The organism is Pseudoalteromonas simplex, assembly GCF_015278155.1.
Taxonomy (GTDB): Bacteria; Pseudomonadota; Gammaproteobacteria; order Enterobacterales; family Alteromonadaceae; genus Pseudoalteromonas; species Pseudoalteromonas simplex.
This window is the reverse complement of sequence record NZ_JADILN010000002.1, coordinates 550,606-569,728: the sequence shown is the minus strand read 5'-3', so window position 1 is coordinate 569,728 and position 19,123 is coordinate 550,606. Positions and strand designations below refer to the sequence as shown.

Here is a 19,123-nt window from a genome sequence, read left to right as displayed (position 1 = left end):
TTAATTTAACTGCCAATCATTAAGTTGAATTTTAATACGAATTTTATTGTTTTTAAGGCTTAGCTTAACAGGAAGCCAATAACCATCTTGTTTGATGTAATCTGAATAGGTTATCTGCCACTGTTGACCATTGTGTGCTTGCCAAATAAGACTTTTTAAACGGCCTTGCTCATCATAGCTTGCTTGGTCGTTTTCGACGGTGCCTTTTAGCCACTTTGCGGCATTATCTAATGGGATTGAAAAACCGGTTAAACGATATAACAACATTGAGGCATCACGGTCGGTATATACATTGTCGTCATACTCAAGTTCAGCACCTTGTGCATTTTGCTTTAAAGACAGAATACGGGTACCAATAAAACTGGTAAGCACCATGTCGCTGTATTGCTCATCATGTTGCCAATTTAAATTGGCTGACTGGCGCTGCTCTGTACTAATAAATGCCATTTTGCCTTGCACTTGCCATTGAGCTTGTTGTTCTAATCGGCTTTTCCAGTCAGGATAAATGTAATCAACTGTTGAAATTTTTTGCGCACAACCGCCGATAAATAAAAAAAACATGAATAAAATCAAATATTGTTTAATCAAATGTCGTTCCTTACTTTCCATATTCCGCTGATTTTTGGTAAAATTAATGCCTTTACAGCTGGGCTTAGCAATATTTGGTACATATGACCATCGTAGCACTTGGTATAAATCACAAAACCGCATCCGTAGAATTACGCGAAAAAGTCGCGTTTTCGCCTGAGCAAATGTCTGAGGCGTTACAGCAATTAAGTGGTCATGCGCATTTTAATGAAGCGGTTATTGTTTCGACCTGCAACCGAACTGAAATCTATTGTAGCCTTGCTGAGCGTAATTCCCAAACCCTGTTGCACTGGTTAGCCAGTTTCCATGGATTGGATGAACATGAACTGAGCAATAATATCTATTATCATGAAGATCACGAAGCAATTAATCATTTAATGCGAGTGTCTTGTGGTCTAGATTCGTTAGTACTCGGTGAGCCGCAAATTTTAGGGCAAATAAAACAAGCCTACCATAATGCAAAAACTCACGATGCCATTGGTGTAACTTTTGACCGTTTGTTTCAAAAAACATTTTCTGTCGCAAAACAAGTTCGTACCGAAACTGATATTGGTGCTAGCGCCGTATCGGTTGCTTATGCCGCGGTTAATCTTGCGAAACATATTTACGGCAAACTAGATAAAACCAATGTACTGCTAATTGGTGCAGGTGAAACGATAGAACTCGTTGCTAAGCATTTATACCAAAACGATCCGCAAAAAATAACGGTGGCAAACCGTACTATTGAACGCGCTAAAACCTTAGCCAGTGAGGTTGACGCGGATGTGATTGCACTTGCCCAGTTGCCTGAGCGTTTATACGACGCCGATATTGTTATTAGTTCAACCGCTAGTACCTTGCCTATTATTGGTAAAGGGGTGGTAGAGCAAGCATTGAAAAAGCGCCGCCACAAACCAATGTTATTTATCGATATTGCGGTACCGCGCGATATCGAAAGCCAAGTAGGCGAATTAGATGCAGCCTATTTGTATTCAGTTGATGACTTACAAGCCATAGTAAGCGAGAATATCGCCGCTCGTGAGCAGGCTGCGGAGCAAGCGCAAGCTATTATTCGCTCACGTACCGATGAATTTGCTATGTGGTTGCGTTCACTCGATTCGGTGGATCTTATTCGCCATTATCGCAACGATGTACAAGATATAAAGTCAGAACTTGTCGAAAAAGCCCTTGGCCAGCTACAAGCAGGTAAAGAGGCAGAAAAAGTAATACTCGAGTTGGCAAACAAACTGACCAACCGCTTGATGCACGCACCTACCCGTGCCATTCAAGATGCTGCTAAAAAAGGTGAAGCAGCGGAGTTAAGCCAATTAAAGAAAATGTTAGGTATTGATCAGGAATAGTCGTTAAATGAAAGAGTCTGTTTATAGAAAATTAGAAACCTTAGTTGAGCGTTATGAGGAAGTGCAAGCGCTACTAAGCGACCCCTCTGTGATCAGCGACCAAAATCGCTTTCGTGCCTTATCTAAAGAATACTCAGAATTAGAAGAAATCGTAAAAGCATTTTTAGCTTACCAACAAGCCCAAGATGATGTTGCTACAGCAGAAGAAATGTTAAAAGACTCTGATCCTGATATGCGTGAAATGGCGCAAGAAGAATACAAAGAAGCAAAAGCACAAATTATTGCATTAGAAGATGAAATCCAAATTCTAATGTTACCAAAAGACCCTAAAGACAATAATAACGTCTATTTAGAGGTTCGTGCCGGTACTGGTGGTGATGAAGCTGCTATCTTCGCAGGTGACTTATTCCGTATGTACAGCCGCTACGCTGAAACTAAAAAGTGGAAAGTAGAAGTAGTAAGTACTAACGAAGGTGAGCACGGCGGTTATAAAGAAGTGATTGCGCATATCTCTGGCGAAGGTGTGTATGGTCAGCTTAAGTTTGAATCAGGTGCGCACCGTGTACAACGTGTTCCAGAGACAGAATCGCAAGGCCGTGTTCATACCTCAGCGTGTACGGTAGCCGTTATGGCCGAAATTCCTGAAGCGGAAGCAATTGAAATTAACCCTGCTGATATTAAAGTCGATACCTTCCGTGCATCGGGTGCCGGTGGTCAGCACGTAAATAAAACTGACTCAGCAATCCGTATTACACACATTCCAACGGGTGTGGTTGTAGAGTGTCAGGATGAGCGTTCACAGCATAAAAACCGTGCCAAAGCGATGTCTGTACTTGGCGCACGCTTACAACAAGCTGAAGATGAAAAGCGTCAAGCGGCGGAAGCATCAGAACGTCGTAACCTAGTAGGTAGCGGTGACCGTTCTGAGCGTATTCGTACTTATAACTACCCGCAAGGTCGTATTACCGATCACCGTATTAATTTAACACTTTATCGTTTGAATGAAGTGGTTGCTGGTGATTTAGGAAGTGTTATCGAACCTCTAATGCAAGAACACCAAGCTGACTTACTTGCCGCGATGGGCGATGAATAATCGTGCCACAATGCATTGAACAAGCAATTGTTGCTGCAACGGCGTTATTAACGCCTAGCAGCGACAGTGCTAAGTTAGACGCACAAGTCCTGTTATTATCCATTCTTGATAAACCTCGTAGTTACTTATTTACTTGGCCCGAAAAACAACTTACCGAACAGCAACAACGTGATTTTGAACAAGCATGTCAGCGTCGTTTAAATGGTGAACCAGTTGCTCATATTGTTGGCTTTCGTGAATTTTGGAGTCTTCCTTTAAAGGTTAATCCAACAACCCTGATCCCAAGACCTGATACCGAAACGTTAGTAGAATATGCCTTAGGCCTTGAGCTACCTACGGCTGCAAACGTGCTTGATTTAGGCACTGGCACAGGGGCAATTGCTTTGGCATTAGCCAGTGAAATGCCTAATTGGAAGGTGATAGGGGTTGATAGAGTGGCTGATGCAGTTGAGCTTGCCAAAGAGAACAAACAACGACTCAATATTAACAACGCCACTTTTGCGTTGAGCAACTGGTTTAGTGCAGTAAGTACACAAAAGTTTGACCTAATTGTGAGCAATCCTCCGTATATTGAACATGATGATGAGCATTTAAGCCAAGGCGATGTTCGCTTTGAGCCGCTCTCTGCATTAGTTGCAGATGACGACGGTATGGCTGATATTAAACAAATTATTACTATCGCACGTGACTATTTAGCAACAAATGGCTATCTTTTAATTGAACATGGCTACAAACAAAGTGTGAAGGTACAAGAATTTTTTGCACAAATGTCGTATAGCCATATACTTACAATTAAAGATCTTGGCGGTAATGACCGTGTAACGTTAGCACAATGGCCTAAATAACAATAAAGCGCACTGTGCGTACATAGCCTTTGAGGATCCCATAGAATGGATGATTTTTTGTTTTCGGATGAAGCACTTGACGAAGTTAATGAGGTGGTTCAGGGTAGTTGGAAAGTCATCGTCGTTGATGACGAGCCAGAAGTACATGCCGTAACAAAGCTTGCGTTGAGTGACTTTGAATTTCAAGATAAACGTTTAGAGTTTATTAGTGCTTATTCAGGTGAAGAAGCTAAGCAAGTAATTCAAGAGCATCCAGATGCGGCTATCGTATTACTCGATGTGGTTATGGAAACCGACGATGCCGGCCTTAAAGTTGCCAAGTTTATTCGTGAAACCGCAAAAAATAATCATATTCGTATCATTCTTCGCACTGGTCAGCCTGGGCAAGCACCAGAGCGTCAAGTCATCGTTAATTACGATATCAATGACTACAAATCAAAAACTGAATTAACAGCACAAAAACTGTTCACAGTAGTGATGTCGAGCTTGCGTTCATATCGTGATATTTTGTCGATAGAACAATCTCGTCAAGGCCTTGAAAAAATAATTAAAGCTTCACGTGATATCTTTTCAACTCATTCTCTTGAAAGCTTTATTGAAGGGGTGATGCAACAACTTACCTCATTATTAGGAACCGTTGATCAGGCCATGTATGCAACCAGTTTAGTTGCGAGTAACCCGCAAGATAACCAAAAGAAGCTAGTGGTGTTTTCGGGCCGAGGTGAGTTTGAACGCAGTGAAGGCAAGGCGATTGAAGAGGTGTTAAGTCACGATCAGCTTCAAGCCTGTCAGCAAGCTTTAAATGAAAAAACCATTGTTTATCGTGAGAACTATTTATTTGCCTATTGCAGTAGTGAATATAATCATAATTCCATGTTGTTTATTTCAGGTATCCCTAAGCATTTAACCGACACTCAGCGTCACTTGATTGAAATCTTTTCGCAAAATGTGCAGCTGGCGTATGAAAATGTACAGTTACAATCTGAAATCGAAGCAACACAACAAGAGTTAGTATTTAGGCTCAGTGAAGCGTTAGAGCAACGTTCAACAGAAACAGGTAACCATGTAAAGCGTGTGTCGCACATTTGTTATGAACTTGCCATGGGCTATGGTCTATCAAAACGCGAAGCAGAGCTTATTCGCTTAGCTGCGCCATTGCATGATGTGGGTAAAGTGGGTATTCCCGACGCTATATTAAATAAGCCGGGGCCATTGACCGATGAAGAGTGGGCTATCATGCAACTTCATGCTGAAAAAGGTCATTTAATTTTAAAAGACTCCAATCGTGACATTGTTAATACTGGCGCAGTGATTGCGTTGTCACACCATGAGCGTTGGGATGGTTCAGGCTACCCGAAAGGGTTGAAAGGCGAAGACATCCCTATTGCAGGTCGCATCGTTGCTTTAGCTGATGTATTTGATGCACTACGTCATAAGCGCTGCTACAAAGAGCCGTGGTCGCTTGACGATGTTGTGAAAGAAATTAACGCGCAACAGGGCAAACAATTTGATCCAAAGTTGATTGATGTGTTTAATCAGCGAATTAAAGAAATAGAAGACGTACTTGTACGTTATCCAGATTAATTAAAATAAAATTAGGGGCATATGGATTATTTAGCAGTAAAACATACTCACATGTTATTTGCCGTGTTGAGTATTATCTTATTCTACGTTCGTTCTTTCTCTCGCTTAAAGACGGGCGTTCTGGCAAAAAACAAAGTAGTGTTTATCGGCAGCCACAGTATCGACACCTTATTACTTATTTCTGCAGTGGCATTAATTGTAATGGCCGGTTTTAACCCGCTTGAACAATCTTGGTTATTAGAAAAGATAATCTTAGTGGTTGCTTATATTGTACTCGGTGTGGTTGCCGCTAAGCAAAGTGCAAAAAGCGCGAAGCTTGTATTACTTGCGATCACCACGCTTATTTTATTAGTAATTGGTTATTTAGCATCTGCAAAAACAGCACTTCTTTTATAACAAATCTCTGAGCGGTATTTGATTGCATTGGCTGTCGTACCGCTTTTTTATATCTCAACGCTCAGTATTGGTAACTTAAAGCAAAAGTAGGTAAACTAGCTGTTCGTTTTTGAAAGAGATGTAGCAGTATAAATGACCACCCCTTGGTTTGAAGATCAAAATGAATCCTATCAAGATGAGGCCTTTGACGCATTTTCTTCTAAAGTGCTTTATCGTTGTATCGACGCTGAATTAAAGTGGGATCAACAAGCTGATTTAACAGCCTGTTATGACACCCTTAATGAGCTTGAAAATACGGTAACAGCTCTTTGCGCCGAATTAAAAGAGCCACATGAGCGTCTCGATAAGTTACTTGATACCTTTTATCAGCAATGGCTGTTTAGCTCATCAAGCTTAAAAGTGCCAGAGTACACGTTAAATAGCTTTAGCTATACCATTACTATGCGCAGTGGCACGCAAACCACGCTGGCAATTTTACTTTGTCATTTATTACAGCATGCTGAACTTGATGCCACGGTCACACTTAGTCAGGGAGACGTGCACGTTCACGTTGGGATGAGTGATGAAGAGGGCTATTTAATTGAGCCAAGCACAGGTCAGCAGAGCTGGTATATAACACCTGAGAATGCCTGTGAAGAAAATGGTGATGAGCAAGAACCGCTTGAACTGATTTTTGAAGAAGAGCTTTATAAGCTGTATCTAGCACAGCAAAAATGGTCGTTCATCAGCGAAAGTAAATTTGGTCATGCATTGCATTGTGTTGATATGCTGATGGAATTACTTGGTGATGACCCTTATGAGCGTCGTGACCGCGGCTATTTACTTAATCAGCTAGATTGCCCAAAAATGGCGCGTGATGATTTGCAGTACTTTATTAATGAGTGCCCAGATGATCCCGCTATCGAATTAATTCAGCACCAGATTGCTGAAATAGAAGACAACAATAATACACACCACTAATTTAAAGGAACATTTATGACTGACGCCCACAGTGCGCTAATTACCAATGACGCAGTCGTACTTGGTTTGCTTGCCGTTATTTTGGGGTTTATTTTTAAAACCTCGCACAGTAATAATGCTGCCTGCCAAAAATTTTATAAATATGTACCAGCATTATTGCTTTGCTACTTTTTACCATCATTACTCAATACTTTTGGGATTGTTGATGGTCATTCTTCGAATGTATATTTTGTAGCGTCACGCTATTTACTGCCAGCTTGCTTAATATTGCTTACCATCAGTATTGATTTAAAAGCGATCCTAAACCTTGGGCCAAAAGCATTAATCATGTTTTTAACAGGTACCTTGGGTATTGTTATTGGTGGCCCTTTGGCTATCTTAGTAATGAGCGCCGTTTACCCAGAAGCTGTGGGCGGCCATGGCCCTGACGCAGTGTGGCGTGGTATGACGACTATCGCCGGTAGCTGGATTGGTGGCGGCGCAAACCAAGCTTCAATGAAAGAAATGTTTGAAGTAGGCGGCGATATCTTCTCTGCAATGGTGACTGTTGACGTAATTGTGGCTAACTTATGGATGGCCGTACTGTTATTAATGGCAGCAAACCATAAGGCGATTGATGCTAAAACAGGCGCAGATACGCGTGCAATTGAAGATTTAAAAGAGCGCGTAGAAAAGTATCATGCTGAGCATGCGCGCATGCCAACTCTAAATGATTACATGACGATTATCGCAATTGCCTTTGGTATTACTGGCCTTGCACATTTTTGTGCTGACTTTTTAGGTCCGTTTTTTGGGGCTAACTTCCCGTGGGCACAAGAGTATAGTTTAAACAGTAAATTCTTCTGGTTAATCGTTATCTCTACCACAATTGGTATTAGTTTATCGTTTACTAAAGTTCGCCATATTGAAGCTTTTGGTGCGTCAAAAGTAGCATCAAGCTTTTTATATATTCTTGTTGCTTCAATTGGCTTACACATGAATATTACCGCGATTTTTGATTCACCAATGTACTTCGTACTCGGTGTTATTTGGATGATTACTCACGCAAGCTTAATGCTTATTGTGGCGAAACTAATTAAAGCACCACTGTTTTATATGGCGGTAGGCTCTCAGGCCAATGTAGGCGGCGCAGCATCAGCACCTGTTGTTGCATCAGCATTCCACCCATCACTTGCGCCAGTAGGTGTTTTACTTGCTGTTTTAGGCTATGGTGTTGGTACTTACATGGCTTATATTTGTGGATTAATGCTACAAGCTGTTGCACCTTAAGGAATAGAAATGAACAACCAGTTAATTAAAATTAACGAGATTGAATTAGCCAACGACAAACCATTTGTATTGTTTGGCGGTATGAACGTACTTGAATCACGTGATTTAGCGATGCGAATTGCGGAGCATTATGTAGAAGTTACATCAAAGCTAAACATTCCATACGTTTTTAAAGCATCTTTTGATAAAGCGAACCGCTCTTCAATTAATTCATACCGCGGTCCTGGTATGGAAGAAGGTTTAAAAATCTTTGAAGAAATTAAATCTACTTTTAATGTGCCACTGATCACTGACGTACATGAGCCGCATCAAGCTGCGCCTGTGGCTGAAGTGGTTGATGTAATTCAGTTACCGGCATTCCTTGCTCGTCAAACTGACTTAGTTGTAGCCATGGCAAAAACTGGCGCTATTATCAATGTGAAAAAGCCACAGTTTTTAGCTCCACACGAAATGCGTCATATCATTAAAAAGTTTAATGAAGCGGGCAACAACAATGTTGCACTGTGTGAGCGTGGTACTAGTTTTGGTTATAACAATCTTGTGGTTGATATGCTTGGTATGGATGACATGAAGCCTATGGCGCCGGTTATCTTTGATGCAACGCACGCATTACAACGCCCAGGAGGCCGAGCTGACTCTGCGGATGGTCGCCGTGCACAAGCTGCAGAACTTGCTCGCAGTGGTATGGCATTAGGTATTGCGGGTTTATTTATTGAAGCGCACCCTAATCCGAATGAAGCAAAATGTGATGGCCCATGTGCACTTGCACTAAGCAAGCTAGAAGGTTATTTATCGCAAATGAAAGCGGTTGATGAGTTAGTTAAAAGCTTTGCACCACTCGATACCAGCGCAAGCGATTTATAATTTAAATATATAAGTATTTAAGTATGAAAAAGGCGACCATGGTCGCCTTTTTTTATTTGTATCGCTATAATCGATGCATAAGAAAAACTAATTCTAAGTTTGGTGTTTATGTCTCGTCGTTTACCTCCTTTAAATGCACTAAAAGCTTTCGAAGCCGCTGCCCGCCATTTGAGCTTTACAAAAGCAGCAGAAGAGCTATATGTAACGCAGGCTGCGGTGAGCCATCAAATTAAAACCCTTGAAGAGCATTTAGGGTTAAAGCTGTTTTTACGTAAGAATCGTTCTTTGCTGTTAACCGAAGAAGGGCAAGGTTACTTTTTAGATATAAAAGAAATTTTTACTCAGCTGATTGATGCCACAGAAAAACTACTTGCCCGCGGTGCGAAAGGGTCACTCACGGTAAGTTTAACGCCAAGTTTTGCGATTCAATGGTTAGTGCCCAGACTTAGTTTATTTAATGAATTACATCCAGAAATCGACGTGCGAATTAAAGCGCAAGATCAGGATGAAAACTCACTTTCTGACGATGTAGATATTGCTATTTATTATGGTCGTGGCCACTGGAGTGGGGTACAGACATATAAGCTGCATACTGAATATCTAGTGCCATTATGTAGCCCATTGCTGTTAACGGGCCCTAAGCCACTTAATCAACCCAGTGATTTAGCAAATCATACCTTATTGCATGATACCACCCGTAAAAACTGGAAAACCTGGATGAAAACGGCTGGTGTGCGTAATGTACAAGTTAACCAAGGGCCGATTTTTAGTCACTCATCAATGGTATTGCAAGCCGCGGTGCATGGACAGGGGGTTGCCATTGGTAATAGCGTTTTAGCAAAACCTGATATTGATGCGGGTCGTCTAGTTATTCCATTTAATCACTCATTAGAAAGTAAAAATGCATACTATTTAGTGATCCGCGAATCGCAAACAGAGCTTGGCAAAATAGTGTCTTTTAAAGACTGGATGCTGAGCTTAGTAGAGCAAGAACAAGAGTATTAACATGTTACAGTGGTTTAAAAGTGCAACGGGCAAAGCTCGCGCACAGTTTATATTTGCCCATGGTGCAGGGGCAGGCAGTGATTCTGAGTTTATGCAAACAATGGCTAACTTGATTAGTCAGCATGGGATTGATGTAGCCTTGTTTGATTTTCAGTATATGCAAATTGCTAAAGAAACGGGCAAGCGTAGGCCACCCGAGCGTGCTCCTAAGTTACTTGCCTACTTTAGTGAAATTTTAGCCGAGCGCCAGCCAGAATTGCCGCTATTTATTGGGGGTAAATCTATGGGGGGGCGTATGGCTTCGATGCTTTGTACTGAGCAAGACCAAGCTCAAATTGCTGGCGTTGTGGCTTTTGGCTATCCGTTTCACCCACCGGGTAAACCCGATAAACTGCGTATAGATCATTTTGTTGATATGCCATGCCCATTTTTAGTGCTGCAAGGTGAGCGCGATACGTTTGGTGATCAGCAAGAACTCGCTGAACTTGAAATGGTTAACCCACCCGAGATTAAATTTCTAAAAGATGGTGACCACTCATTAAAACCACGTAAAAAAAGTGGCATTACAGAGCAAGAAAACTTACAGCAAGCTGCAGATTATGCAGCGCAGTTTATTTTGAATTTAGCGGCTGGAGATACGCAATGATCAAACTCTATTTAATGATTGGTAGCTTATTTTGCATGCTTTCAGTAATGCTTGGCGCATTTGCTGCTCATGGTTTAAAAAGCCGCGTTTCTGAGTACGCAATTGGAATTTTTAAAACCGCTGCTGAATACCAAATGGTGCATGGCCTTGCACTGATAGCAATTGCTATCTTAATTAAATGGGGTATGAACTTAAGTTGGGCTGGTGGTTTTTTTATCGCAGGTACCGTGTTATTTAGCGGTAGTTTGTATTTACTCGCACTAACGGGCATGAAGTGGCTTGGGCCTATCACCCCAATTGGCGGTGTTTGTTTTATTATTGGTTGGGCTATTTTGTTAGTTCAAGCAGCACGATATAAGTTTTAAGGGTTATCTATGTCGAGTGTAGTTATTTATTGTCGCAGTGGTTTTGAAAATGATGCCGCTGCTGAAATTACTTTTCAGGCTGCTGAACAAGGCTTTGCAGGTTACGTAAAAACAAAACCAAATACGGGGATTGTTGTTTACGAGTGTTTTGATGCAAGCCACGGTGAAGAAATCATCAAAAAAGTCGATTTCAAGAATATGGTATTTGCGCGCCAATGGTTTACTGGCGCCTTAGTCGATAACATGCCACTTGAAGACCGCGTTAGTGCTATTGTTGATGCTGCCGCTGAGTTTCCTGAATGTGGTGACCTACGCGTAGAAACGCCAGATACCAACGAAGGTAAAGAGCTGAGTAAGTTCTGCAAAAAGATTTCTACACCTCTGAAAAAATCGCTTGAAAAGCGCTCGAAGGTAACACGCGAAATTGCTGAGAAAAAACCTGTTATGCATGTGTTATTTTTAGCAAACGACAGTGCTTATGTTGGCTATTCATATACATTCAATAATTCGCCTTTCTTTATGGGTATCCCGCGTTTACGTATGCCGAGTGATGCGCCAAGCCGCTCAACGTTAAAACTCGATGAAGCCTTTAACGTGTTTATTCCACCTCATGAAGCTGAAGAACGTATGCAACCTGGCATGCGAGGCGTTGATTTAGGTGCTTGCCCAGGGGGCTGGACATATCAATTGGTGCGCCGAGGTATGTTTGTAAGCGCAATTGATAATGGTCCTATGAACGATGACTTGATGGAAACAGGGCAAGTTAAGCATTTTAGGGTCGATGGTTTTAAATACCGTCCAGAAAAGCGCAATATTCAATGGTTAGTCTGTGACATGGTGGAAAAGCCAGCAAAAGTGACTAACCTTATGATTGATTGGGCGGTAAACGCCTACGCAAAAGAGCTTATTTTTAATCTTAAACTACCGATGAAAAAACGTTTTGATAGCGTTTACGAGTGCTTAAAAATGATTAAAGAAGAGCTTGATAAATATGGCGTAAGTTACGAACTACAAGCTAAGCACTTATACCATGACCGTGAAGAGGTCACGGTTCATTTAAATGTAACTAAGGTGCCACAAAGTTTATACAGTTAATCGCGAGGGCTTAAAAATGGAGAATAGAATAAAGTTACTTGGGCTTAGTATTTTATTTTCCATTTTTTTAACGGCTTGTGGAGGTGGTGGAGGGAGTGAAGAGTCTAATAATGCTGAGAACCAAGCGCCACAAGTAAGTATTTCTGGTGATACTGAGGTCAATGAGCTGGCAACACTTTCATTAAGTGCGTCAGCCAACGATAGTGATGGTTCTATAGCCGACTTTTCTTGGCAGCAAACTGGTGGTCCTTCTATCGATTTTGCAGCAAACGGTCAACAAATCAATGTATCAATTCCTGCAGTAGATACTGACACAGATGTCTCATTTTCTTTGCGCGTTACTGATAATCAAGGCGCAACAGCTACAACCAGTATCACTATTACCATTATTAATGTTAATCAAGCCCCGACAATATCGGTTGCTGGTCCTCAGATATCCTCTTCTAGTAACAATATTTCTCTTAGTGCAAATGCCTCAGATTCTGATGGAGAGGTTATTAGTTATGATTGGCAGCAAACGGCTGGTCCAGATGTAGAGTTTGAAAATGGATCGAGCACAATTAGTTTTACCACACCAAATGTTGCAACCTTAACTCAGCTTGTTTTTTCGGTGACAGTTACTGATAGTTTTGGTGAACAAAGCACGGCGCTTTTTACTATAGATGTAAGCGCAAACAGTGCTCCATCAGTGAGTATAACTGGTTCGCAAAATATTCAAGAAGGGGCTGAAGGAGTATTAACAGCTACGGCAACAGACAGTGATGGTAGTATTATTAGCTATAGCTGGGTGCAAACTTCAGGCCCGATTACCGAATTTACTGCAACTGATAATTTAATAAATTATACGGCCCCTGAAGTAGAAACAAATGATGAAATTACCTTCCAAGTAACAGCAACTGATGATGATGGAGCTACAAGCTCTGCAGAATTTAGTGTTGTGGTTGAAAATTACATAAATCTTGCGCCTGTCATTACCCTCGATGCGATTGCTGATATTACTGAGTTAACGCAAGCTTCTGTCTCTGTGGTTGTTACAGACAGCGACGGGGTTATAGCAGATATTGAGTGGCAGCAATTAAGTGGACCATCAGTAGATTTTGTGCAAAATGGCGAAACTATTACTTTCACAGCGCCAGAAGTGTCTGAAAATACCGAGGTGATATTTCGGATCACTGCGGTAGATGATCAAGGAGCAATATCTTCAGCAAGCCTCACATTTATGATCATTCATGTTAATAAACCACCCACAGTGTCTGATATTGCTATTACTACAGAGTTTAATGAAAGTAGTGAATTTACTATAGACGCGAGTGATATTGATGGGGATGAGTTAACTATTAGTTTTTCTCAGCAGTTAGCTGGGGCGAGTATCACTTTAGTTGATGCAACAACTTTTCGTTATCTTTATCAACCTGCATCAAATAGCATATCGCAAGCGCCTTTTACTGTAACTGTATCGGATGGAACTCAGAGTGCCCAAGCGACAGTGAGCGTGACAATTACAGATACTAGTGCAGCCACTGTTGTAAATGTAAGCCCTGAAGATGCAGCCTCTGCTGTGAGTGTAAATGCTCGAGTTATGTTATCGATGTCTGATGTGATGAAGTCATCGAGTTTAGTTGTTAATAGCGCCAATGGTGTATGTGAGGGAAGTGTGCAATTATCAGCTGATAATTTTGAAACTTGCTTAGCAATCGACTCATTAGAGATGACGGGACCACAAGGAAATGACAATGAATATTTTAACAATATTGAGTTTACAGCTGCTTTTAATCAAGCAACAGAATATGCGTTAAGATTAACCGAAGACTTAGTTAATTTTGCTGATACACCTGCTTTAGCCCAAGTAGTTTCTACTTTTACAACTGGAAGTAATGATTTAAAGATAACTGAGGTTGTCGCTATTCGTTTTAGCAACGACACGCCTTGGTTTGAACTTTATAACGGAACCGATAGTAGTGTTAATTTAGCTGATTACAGTGTACGAGTAAAAAGTCGTGACAGTTCTGATAATAGTATTTCGGCCGCAACAATTTTTAATTTGCCTGACCAAGTGATTGCTCCTGAGGAATATCTCATAGTTCATAGTGGTTTTGGTGATCAATTATTTTACGATACAACTGAGCAAAATAAATCTATCGCTTTTATTGGCGATATTGACTCAACGGTTCGCCCTTATTGGTTTTTGAATGGGTTTGTTGAATTACTAACGCGTGACTCGGGAAGTACTGTGGATTTTGTTCGATTTGGCAATGACACTACTGAGCCTCTGACGGCAGGACAATGGCAAACAGGATCAGCACCTGTCATTTCTAATGTAACTGGCTCAAGTATTAAAAGAGATATAGATAACACAGATACTAATTCATCATCTGATTGGCACTATAGCCAATTTACGACACCGGCGGGTGTTAATGATGTTAGCTGCGAAGATGACAGTGATGAAGATGGTATTCCTGACTGTTCAGAACTCCCTGGGTCAACTTTTTCTGGACTACCTTTGCATGCTTGGGGAGCTAGAGTTAATCAAAAAGATATCTTTATTGAAGTGGATTATATGGATAGCAGTGATGCGGGAATAATACCGCACCAAACAGCATTGGAAAAAGTGGTAAGCTCGTTCGCTGAGCAAGGCATTGTTGTTCACTTTGATGTGGGGGATTTGTACCACCAAGCAGGGGGAATATCTGTACAAGATCATGATTTAGGTGGGGGTGATCAAGTAACCTTTAGACAATATACACCTTATAACTTTAACCAAGGTGTTGAGAGTTTATTTCATTATAAAATGGCAAACTTTGACATGAGACGTAAGCCGATATTTCATTATATGTTAATGGCTAATAGTCGAAACATTGATGGCAGTGCGGGTTCTTCAGGGGTTGCTGAATTAAGTGGTAATGATTTGATGATAAGTATGGGGAATTGGGGGTTATCACTTGATAACGAAATATCTCGAAATTTAACCTTCAACTACCAAGCATCAACGATAATGCATGAGCTTGGCCATAATTTAGGTTTAGAGCATGGTGGTGATGAAAGTACAAACTATAAACCAAATCATTTGAGTATTATGAATTACCTTTATCAGTTGAGAGGGTTACCGACGATAGGGGATAATGAGGGAGATCGCTATTATTCGAGTCGCTATCGTGAGAATGCCAATTGTGCCGTACAAACTGCGGATTTGACTAATAGCCCATTTGACTCTCCTGAAAATTTTGTAATGTCTTATTCGCATGGACTCGGAAGTTCCATAGACGAAAATAATATAATAGAGGCTAATGGTTTAAGGTATCCCGGCTCTGCTGCTGTAGATTTTAATTGTAATGCTGATTTGACTGAAACTCTAAGCCAAGATACGAATGATGATACCGCCGTAACAGTGCTAAATGATGTTGATGAGTGGAGTTTGATTGAACTTCGTTTTTATACCTTGTTCTCTGGCAATCGCTTCGGTGTTCATCAGCAAGATAGCGATCAAAAAGACGTGTCGAAGCATATACAACAACGAATGATTGAAGAACAAGCGCCGCCTTTAAAACTTCTTAATGAAATTAAAGCTGCTAGAGAAAAGCAAGGGATTAAGTAGTGAAGTATCTGGTTATATTTTTTATGTTGATATGTTGTGTTGCATGCACACCAGATGTTGAACCTCAATGGCATATGTCATCTAGATTAAGTTATGATGGGCAGCCAGTAAACTGGAAATCAGGCTCAGTAATTGGTTGCCAACATTGTAAAATTAAAGAGGGACGTATCGTTGAACCCGATGGGATCTCAATCATATACACTCTATACCAAAGAGGGCAATGGCGGGCTGAATATCGCGAATCACATCAAGCTAGGATTGTTTTAGGGAATAACGCACATGTACTTTTAGTTAAAAATAAAGGTTCAGGCACTGTTTTATTAGAAAATAAACACAAACAAATTTCAGAGCTAGCAAAGATAGGGACCCCATTTATACTCAATATGGGGGAAGAAAGATTTACGGTGGTTATTAGTCAATTTGATGAACCTCGCTTTGGCACCGAGTTATCAGATCCTTTACCAGTTAAATTAAATTATAGTGTATTGAAAAGCCAATAGTTTTCTACTGGCTTTTCAAACATTTTAACTTCGATATTGGCTTCGATAGTTTTCAACCCATAACCGTGTGCCACCGCAAACAGCAACGGGCATAACAATTAGGTTTACGAATGGGATAGCAGTTAAAATCATGACAGCTAAACCAAAGCCATAAGATAACGTTTGCTTTTGCTTTAAGTCATTTTTCATTTCGTTAAAACTAATTTTATGGTTATCGAACGCATAGTCTTCATATTGCACTGCATACATCCAGCAAGTGAATAACACCCATAAAACTTGACCGATTACAGGTAAAATCCACAGTAAGATAAAAAAGCCTATAGCGCGCGGCAGGTAATAGCAAAGTTTTGTCCATTCTCGACCTAACATACGTGGCACATCTTTCATTGTATCGAAAAGACTATCGTCATTAATTTTTTGCCCAGTGAGATAAAGCTCGACTTTTTCACTGAGTAGGCCGTTAAATGGGGCTGCTATAAAGTTTGTTATAACTGTGAAGAGCATACTGTAACTAAATAAAATCACCAGCACAGCAATTGGCCACATTAGCCACTCGAGCCAGCTAAGCCATTCTGGTAATAACGAGTTCATGTAAGCAAAGCCATCGGTGAGCCAGCCATACAAAAAGAACAGCGAACTACCAAAAAGCAGAATATTGATTAATAAAGGAATAAGTACAAAACGTTTCAACCCCTTTTGGCTAATTAACTTAAAGCCAGAAAAGAAGTATTCCATACCTTGAGTGAACTGCACGAGAAAACCTCATCTTATTTCTTGTTGTTTGCAGTATAGGGTTTTGACGATATTTGAACAGCTTTTTTCCGTAACAAAGTGTTTAACTCTTTACATGGACAGTCACTTTAAGTCGGATAGGCACTCTAATTCTTAATAAAATTTAACTTTACATGGACAGTCACTGTATTTATTGCTCTTGCGGCACAGAAAACTTTGTCTACACTTTAATCACAGCTAATGCATTTCAGATTATCAGTTCAAGGAGTGGACGATGGCTTTAGCAAGGAAGCGGCAAATCTGTTTGTCGAATACCAAATATTATCACTGTGTATCTCGCTGTGTTAGACGTGCCTACCTTTGTGGAGAAGACACACTCACAGGTAAATCATATGAACACCGCAGAGTGTGGGTTGAACAGCGTCTGCTTGCTCTTGCAAAGGTATTTTGCATTGATGTGTGTGCTTATGCGGTGATGAGTAACCATACACATGTTGTGCTTTATGTTGATGATAAAAAAGCAAATAGGTTATCGGATAAGGCCATCCTTTTACGCTGGTATAAGCTCAGTAAAATGACGCCTTTAGGTCAAAAAGCCCTTCATGGTGAGCCGTTAAGTGATGGTCAACAAGTCTTCTTAAATAAAGAGGTTGCAGAATACAGAACGCGCCTTTCGAGCATTAGTTGGTTCATGCGAATGCTCAATGAGTATATCGCCAGACGTGCAAATAAAGAAGACGAGTGTACAGGGCATTTTTGGGAAGGGCGCTTTAAAAGCCAAGCTCTCCTTGATGAATCAGCGCTTTTAGCCTGCATGGCCTATGTTGATTTAAACCCTGTTCGTGCTAAAGCTGCGAGCACGCCGGAGCAATCGGACTATACCAGTTTTAAAAAGCGATGCGAAAGCGCGAAGGAGTCAAAGCAACCTAAATTACTAGCTCGTTTTATTGGTGGCATGAGTAAGTATAAATCAAAGGGAATACCTTTTGAGTTAAAGTCATACCTGCTACTTGTGGAGCAAACTGGGCGTTGTATCAGCGCGGATAAGCCTGGATATATAGAGCATCATTTACCTCCTATTCTTGAAAGACTGAATTTCGAAGCTGAAAACTGGTTAACGCTAACAACTCAGTTTGAAAACTTATTTCATGGAGCTGCAGGTCGAGTGGGTGCTATTGAAAGTTATTGTATTAAAACAGCTCGCAAGCGACGAAGTAACATTACAAATAGCCGAATTTTATTAGCGAGTTAAGTTTCGAGGTTTATTTTAACGTGATTTCAAATCGCTAGTATCTTCACGCTTTAAATTTAATTGTTTGAAATAATTAGCCCTAGAAGGCTAAAGTCAAAGCTCTATTCTCTCTGAAGCACACTCGCTAAACATAATTACAGAATAAGTTTAGTAATTTTTTTGACTTACCTTTATATTTTTAAATTACTGCCTTCAGATTTTAAAAATACAATAGTTGTTGGTTTTAAATGACTGTCCCTTTAAAAAGGCTTTACGAACTCTGAAGTGATCTCTGGTAAAAAATCTATAGGTATAAATTATTAACCTTGAATGGTGTGGTGTAGTTTAGACTTTAGTTTTTATCAACTTGGCGTTTTTTTGGTTACATACTGTTGAACTTAGAGATAGTATGTCGGTCCGAACAGTACCTATAAAATCATTATTGAAAACTACAGTAGAGGATAATGGAAATATCCGATACTATTGTTCACATAGTTAACAAAAAAGACATATAAAAATGGGAGTTTTATGCAGTTAGTCGATTTAAATCCACATGATCCTGAAGTAGTAAGCGTGTTTTCTGATATAGACCGACTCATAAACTCACTATACCCTGTTGCTACCGCTCAATCTTTAAGTGTTGAAGAGCTAGCTGAGCCTAATGTTTATGCTATAGGCTTAAAAAATGAAGATGGTATCGTTGCATGCGGCGCAATCGTTATGCAAGAAGGCAACCCTCCTTATGGTGAAATCCGCCGCTTATATGTAAAACCAAGCTACCGTGGTAAAGGGTTATCACGTCGAATTATGCAGATATTATTACATCAAGCTGGTGAGCAACTAATACCGCTTATTCGTCTTGAAACAGGTCCTAAACAAACAGAGTCAATTAGCTTATATGAAAACTTAGGTTTTAATCGTTGTGGTCCGTTTGGTAATTACAACGAAAATCCACAAAGTTTGTTTATGGAGCTTGGGCTAAATCAGTAATTTAGGTGGTAAGCTATGTTTTAGTGAG

General features: G+C 40.5%; 18 protein-coding genes. 16 read left to right on the top strand and 2 right to left on the bottom strand.

What is annotated here, in order from left to right; genetic code table 11:
* Positions 1–588 (bottom strand): lipoprotein insertase outer membrane protein LolB, encoded by a 588-nt coding sequence (lolB, locus tag IRQ78_RS06445; protein ID WP_082389176.1) that lies wholly within the window; start codon positions 586–588, stop codon positions 1–3.
* Positions 589–671: 83 nt separating this feature from the next.
* Here lolB and hemA point away from each other — a divergent pair, with 83 nt between their 5' ends.
* The 14 genes from hemA to IRQ78_RS06375 all read left to right on the top strand — a co-directional run bounded on the left by hemA (position 672) and on the right by IRQ78_RS06375 (position 16,142).
* On the top strand, positions 672–1,928 hold the full coding sequence (hemA, locus tag IRQ78_RS06440; protein ID WP_194441633.1) for a glutamyl-tRNA reductase: 1,257 nt from the start codon (positions 672–674) through the stop codon (positions 1,926–1,928).
* A gap of 7 nt (positions 1,929–1,935) precedes the next feature.
* Positions 1,936–3,021: a peptide chain release factor 1 gene (gene prfA / locus IRQ78_RS06435; protein ID WP_054551648.1), complete on the top strand. Its 1,086-nt coding sequence runs from the start codon at positions 1,936–1,938 to the stop codon at positions 3,019–3,021.
* A 2-nt stretch (positions 3,022–3,023) separates the two neighbouring features.
* Entirely contained in the window at positions 3,024–3,866 is an 843-nt protein-coding gene (gene prmC, locus IRQ78_RS06430; protein WP_194441632.1) for a peptide chain release factor N(5)-glutamine methyltransferase, read from the top strand.
* 45 nt (positions 3,867–3,911) lie between these two features.
* Positions 3,912–5,450, top strand: coding sequence for a response regulator (locus IRQ78_RS06425; RefSeq protein ID WP_054551646.1), 1,539 nt, complete (start codon positions 3,912–3,914; stop codon positions 5,448–5,450).
* Positions 5,451–5,471: 21 nt separating this feature from the next.
* On the top strand, positions 5,472–5,846 hold the full coding sequence (locus IRQ78_RS06420; RefSeq protein ID WP_054551645.1) for a SirB2 family protein: 375 nt from the start codon (positions 5,472–5,474) through the stop codon (positions 5,844–5,846).
* A gap of 132 nt (positions 5,847–5,978) precedes the next feature.
* Positions 5,979–6,806, top strand: coding sequence for a tetratricopeptide repeat protein (locus tag IRQ78_RS06415; protein WP_054551644.1), 828 nt, complete (start codon positions 5,979–5,981; stop codon positions 6,804–6,806).
* Positions 6,807–6,821: 15 nt separating this feature from the next.
* The gene (locus IRQ78_RS06410) at positions 6,822–8,075 is read left to right on the top strand and encodes a DUF819 family protein (RefSeq protein ID WP_054551643.1); all 1,254 of its coding nucleotides are present in this window, start codon (positions 6,822–6,824) and stop codon (positions 8,073–8,075) included.
* A gap of 9 nt (positions 8,076–8,084) precedes the next feature.
* Positions 8,085–8,939 (top strand): 3-deoxy-8-phosphooctulonate synthase, encoded by an 855-nt coding sequence (kdsA, locus tag IRQ78_RS06405; RefSeq protein ID WP_138619882.1) that lies wholly within the window; start codon positions 8,085–8,087, stop codon positions 8,937–8,939.
* Positions 8,940–9,047: 108 nt separating this feature from the next.
* A complete protein-coding gene (locus IRQ78_RS06400) occupies positions 9,048–9,944 on the top strand; it encodes a transcriptional regulator GcvA (RefSeq protein WP_063706073.1) in 897 nt (298 codons plus the stop codon).
* Between the two features lies 1 nt (position 9,945).
* A complete protein-coding gene (locus tag IRQ78_RS06395) occupies positions 9,946–10,590 on the top strand; it encodes an alpha/beta family hydrolase (protein WP_194441631.1) in 645 nt (214 codons plus the stop codon).
* Positions 10,587–10,955: a DUF423 domain-containing protein gene (locus tag IRQ78_RS06390; protein ID WP_054551639.1), complete on the top strand. Its 369-nt coding sequence runs from the start codon at positions 10,587–10,589 to the stop codon at positions 10,953–10,955. The genes IRQ78_RS06395 and IRQ78_RS06390 overlap by 4 nt, the downstream gene beginning before the upstream one ends.
* Positions 10,956–10,964: 9 nt before the next feature.
* Positions 10,965–12,050, top strand: a complete 1,086-nt coding sequence (rlmM, locus tag IRQ78_RS06385; RefSeq protein ID WP_138602676.1) for a 23S rRNA (cytidine(2498)-2'-O)-methyltransferase RlmM — start codon at positions 10,965–10,967, stop codon at positions 12,048–12,050.
* Positions 12,051–12,066: 16 nt separating this feature from the next.
* Entirely contained in the window at positions 12,067–15,642 is a 3,576-nt protein-coding gene (locus tag IRQ78_RS06380) for a PKD domain-containing protein (RefSeq protein ID WP_194441630.1), read from the top strand.
* A complete protein-coding gene (locus IRQ78_RS06375) occupies positions 15,642–16,142 on the top strand; it encodes a hypothetical protein (RefSeq protein WP_166338927.1) in 501 nt (166 codons plus the stop codon). Before IRQ78_RS06380 ends, IRQ78_RS06375 begins: the two co-directional genes overlap by 1 nt.
* A gap of 24 nt (positions 16,143–16,166) precedes the next feature.
* Here IRQ78_RS06375 and cysZ read toward each other — a convergent pair whose 3' ends face one another.
* Positions 16,167–16,877, bottom strand: coding sequence for a sulfate transporter CysZ (cysZ, locus tag IRQ78_RS06370; RefSeq protein ID WP_206004105.1), 711 nt, complete (start codon positions 16,875–16,877; stop codon positions 16,167–16,169).
* A gap of 271 nt (positions 16,878–17,148) precedes the next feature.
* On the opposite strand from cysZ, the gene IRQ78_RS06365 reads away from it, so the two are divergent.
* A complete protein-coding gene (locus tag IRQ78_RS06365; protein WP_194441629.1) occupies positions 17,149–18,126 on the top strand; it encodes a transposase in 978 nt (325 codons plus the stop codon).
* A gap of 507 nt (positions 18,127–18,633) precedes the next feature.
* Positions 18,634–19,095 carry a GNAT family N-acetyltransferase gene (locus tag IRQ78_RS06360; RefSeq protein ID WP_054551633.1) on the top strand — a complete coding sequence of 154 codons (462 nt, stop codon included), beginning with the start codon at positions 18,634–18,636 and terminating at the stop codon, positions 19,093–19,095.
* Positions 19,096–19,123: the final 28 nt, after the last annotated feature.

Coding starts and splice junctions, on each gene's coding strand:
- hemA (WP_194441633.1), top strand. CDS start 672: ATGACCATCGTAGCACTTGGTATAAATCACAAAACCGCATCCGTAGAA.
- IRQ78_RS06425 (WP_054551646.1), top strand. CDS start 3,912: ATGGATGATTTTTTGTTTTCGGATGAAGCACTTGACGAAGTTAATGAG.
- IRQ78_RS06360 (WP_054551633.1), top strand. CDS start 18,634: ATGCAGTTAGTCGATTTAAATCCACATGATCCTGAAGTAGTAAGCGTG.
- IRQ78_RS06420 (WP_054551645.1), top strand. CDS start 5,472: ATGGATTATTTAGCAGTAAAACATACTCACATGTTATTTGCCGTGTTG.
- IRQ78_RS06415 (WP_054551644.1), top strand. CDS start 5,979: ATGACCACCCCTTGGTTTGAAGATCAAAATGAATCCTATCAAGATGAG.
- IRQ78_RS06390 (WP_054551639.1), top strand. CDS start 10,587: ATGATCAAACTCTATTTAATGATTGGTAGCTTATTTTGCATGCTTTCA.
- rlmM (WP_138602676.1), top strand. CDS start 10,965: ATGTCGAGTGTAGTTATTTATTGTCGCAGTGGTTTTGAAAATGATGCC.
- IRQ78_RS06395 (WP_194441631.1), top strand. CDS start 9,946: ATGTTACAGTGGTTTAAAAGTGCAACGGGCAAAGCTCGCGCACAGTTT.
- prfA (WP_054551648.1), top strand. CDS start 1,936: ATGAAAGAGTCTGTTTATAGAAAATTAGAAACCTTAGTTGAGCGTTAT.
- kdsA (WP_138619882.1), top strand. CDS start 8,085: ATGAACAACCAGTTAATTAAAATTAACGAGATTGAATTAGCCAACGAC.
- IRQ78_RS06400 (WP_063706073.1), top strand. CDS start 9,048: ATGTCTCGTCGTTTACCTCCTTTAAATGCACTAAAAGCTTTCGAAGCC.
- IRQ78_RS06380 (WP_194441630.1), top strand. CDS start 12,067: ATGGAGAATAGAATAAAGTTACTTGGGCTTAGTATTTTATTTTCCATT.
- IRQ78_RS06365 (WP_194441629.1), top strand. CDS start 17,149: ATGGCTTTAGCAAGGAAGCGGCAAATCTGTTTGTCGAATACCAAATAT.
- cysZ (WP_206004105.1), bottom strand. CDS start 16,877: ATGGAATACTTCTTTTCTGGCTTTAAGTTAATTAGCCAAAAGGGGTTG.
- IRQ78_RS06410 (WP_054551643.1), top strand. CDS start 6,822: ATGACTGACGCCCACAGTGCGCTAATTACCAATGACGCAGTCGTACTT.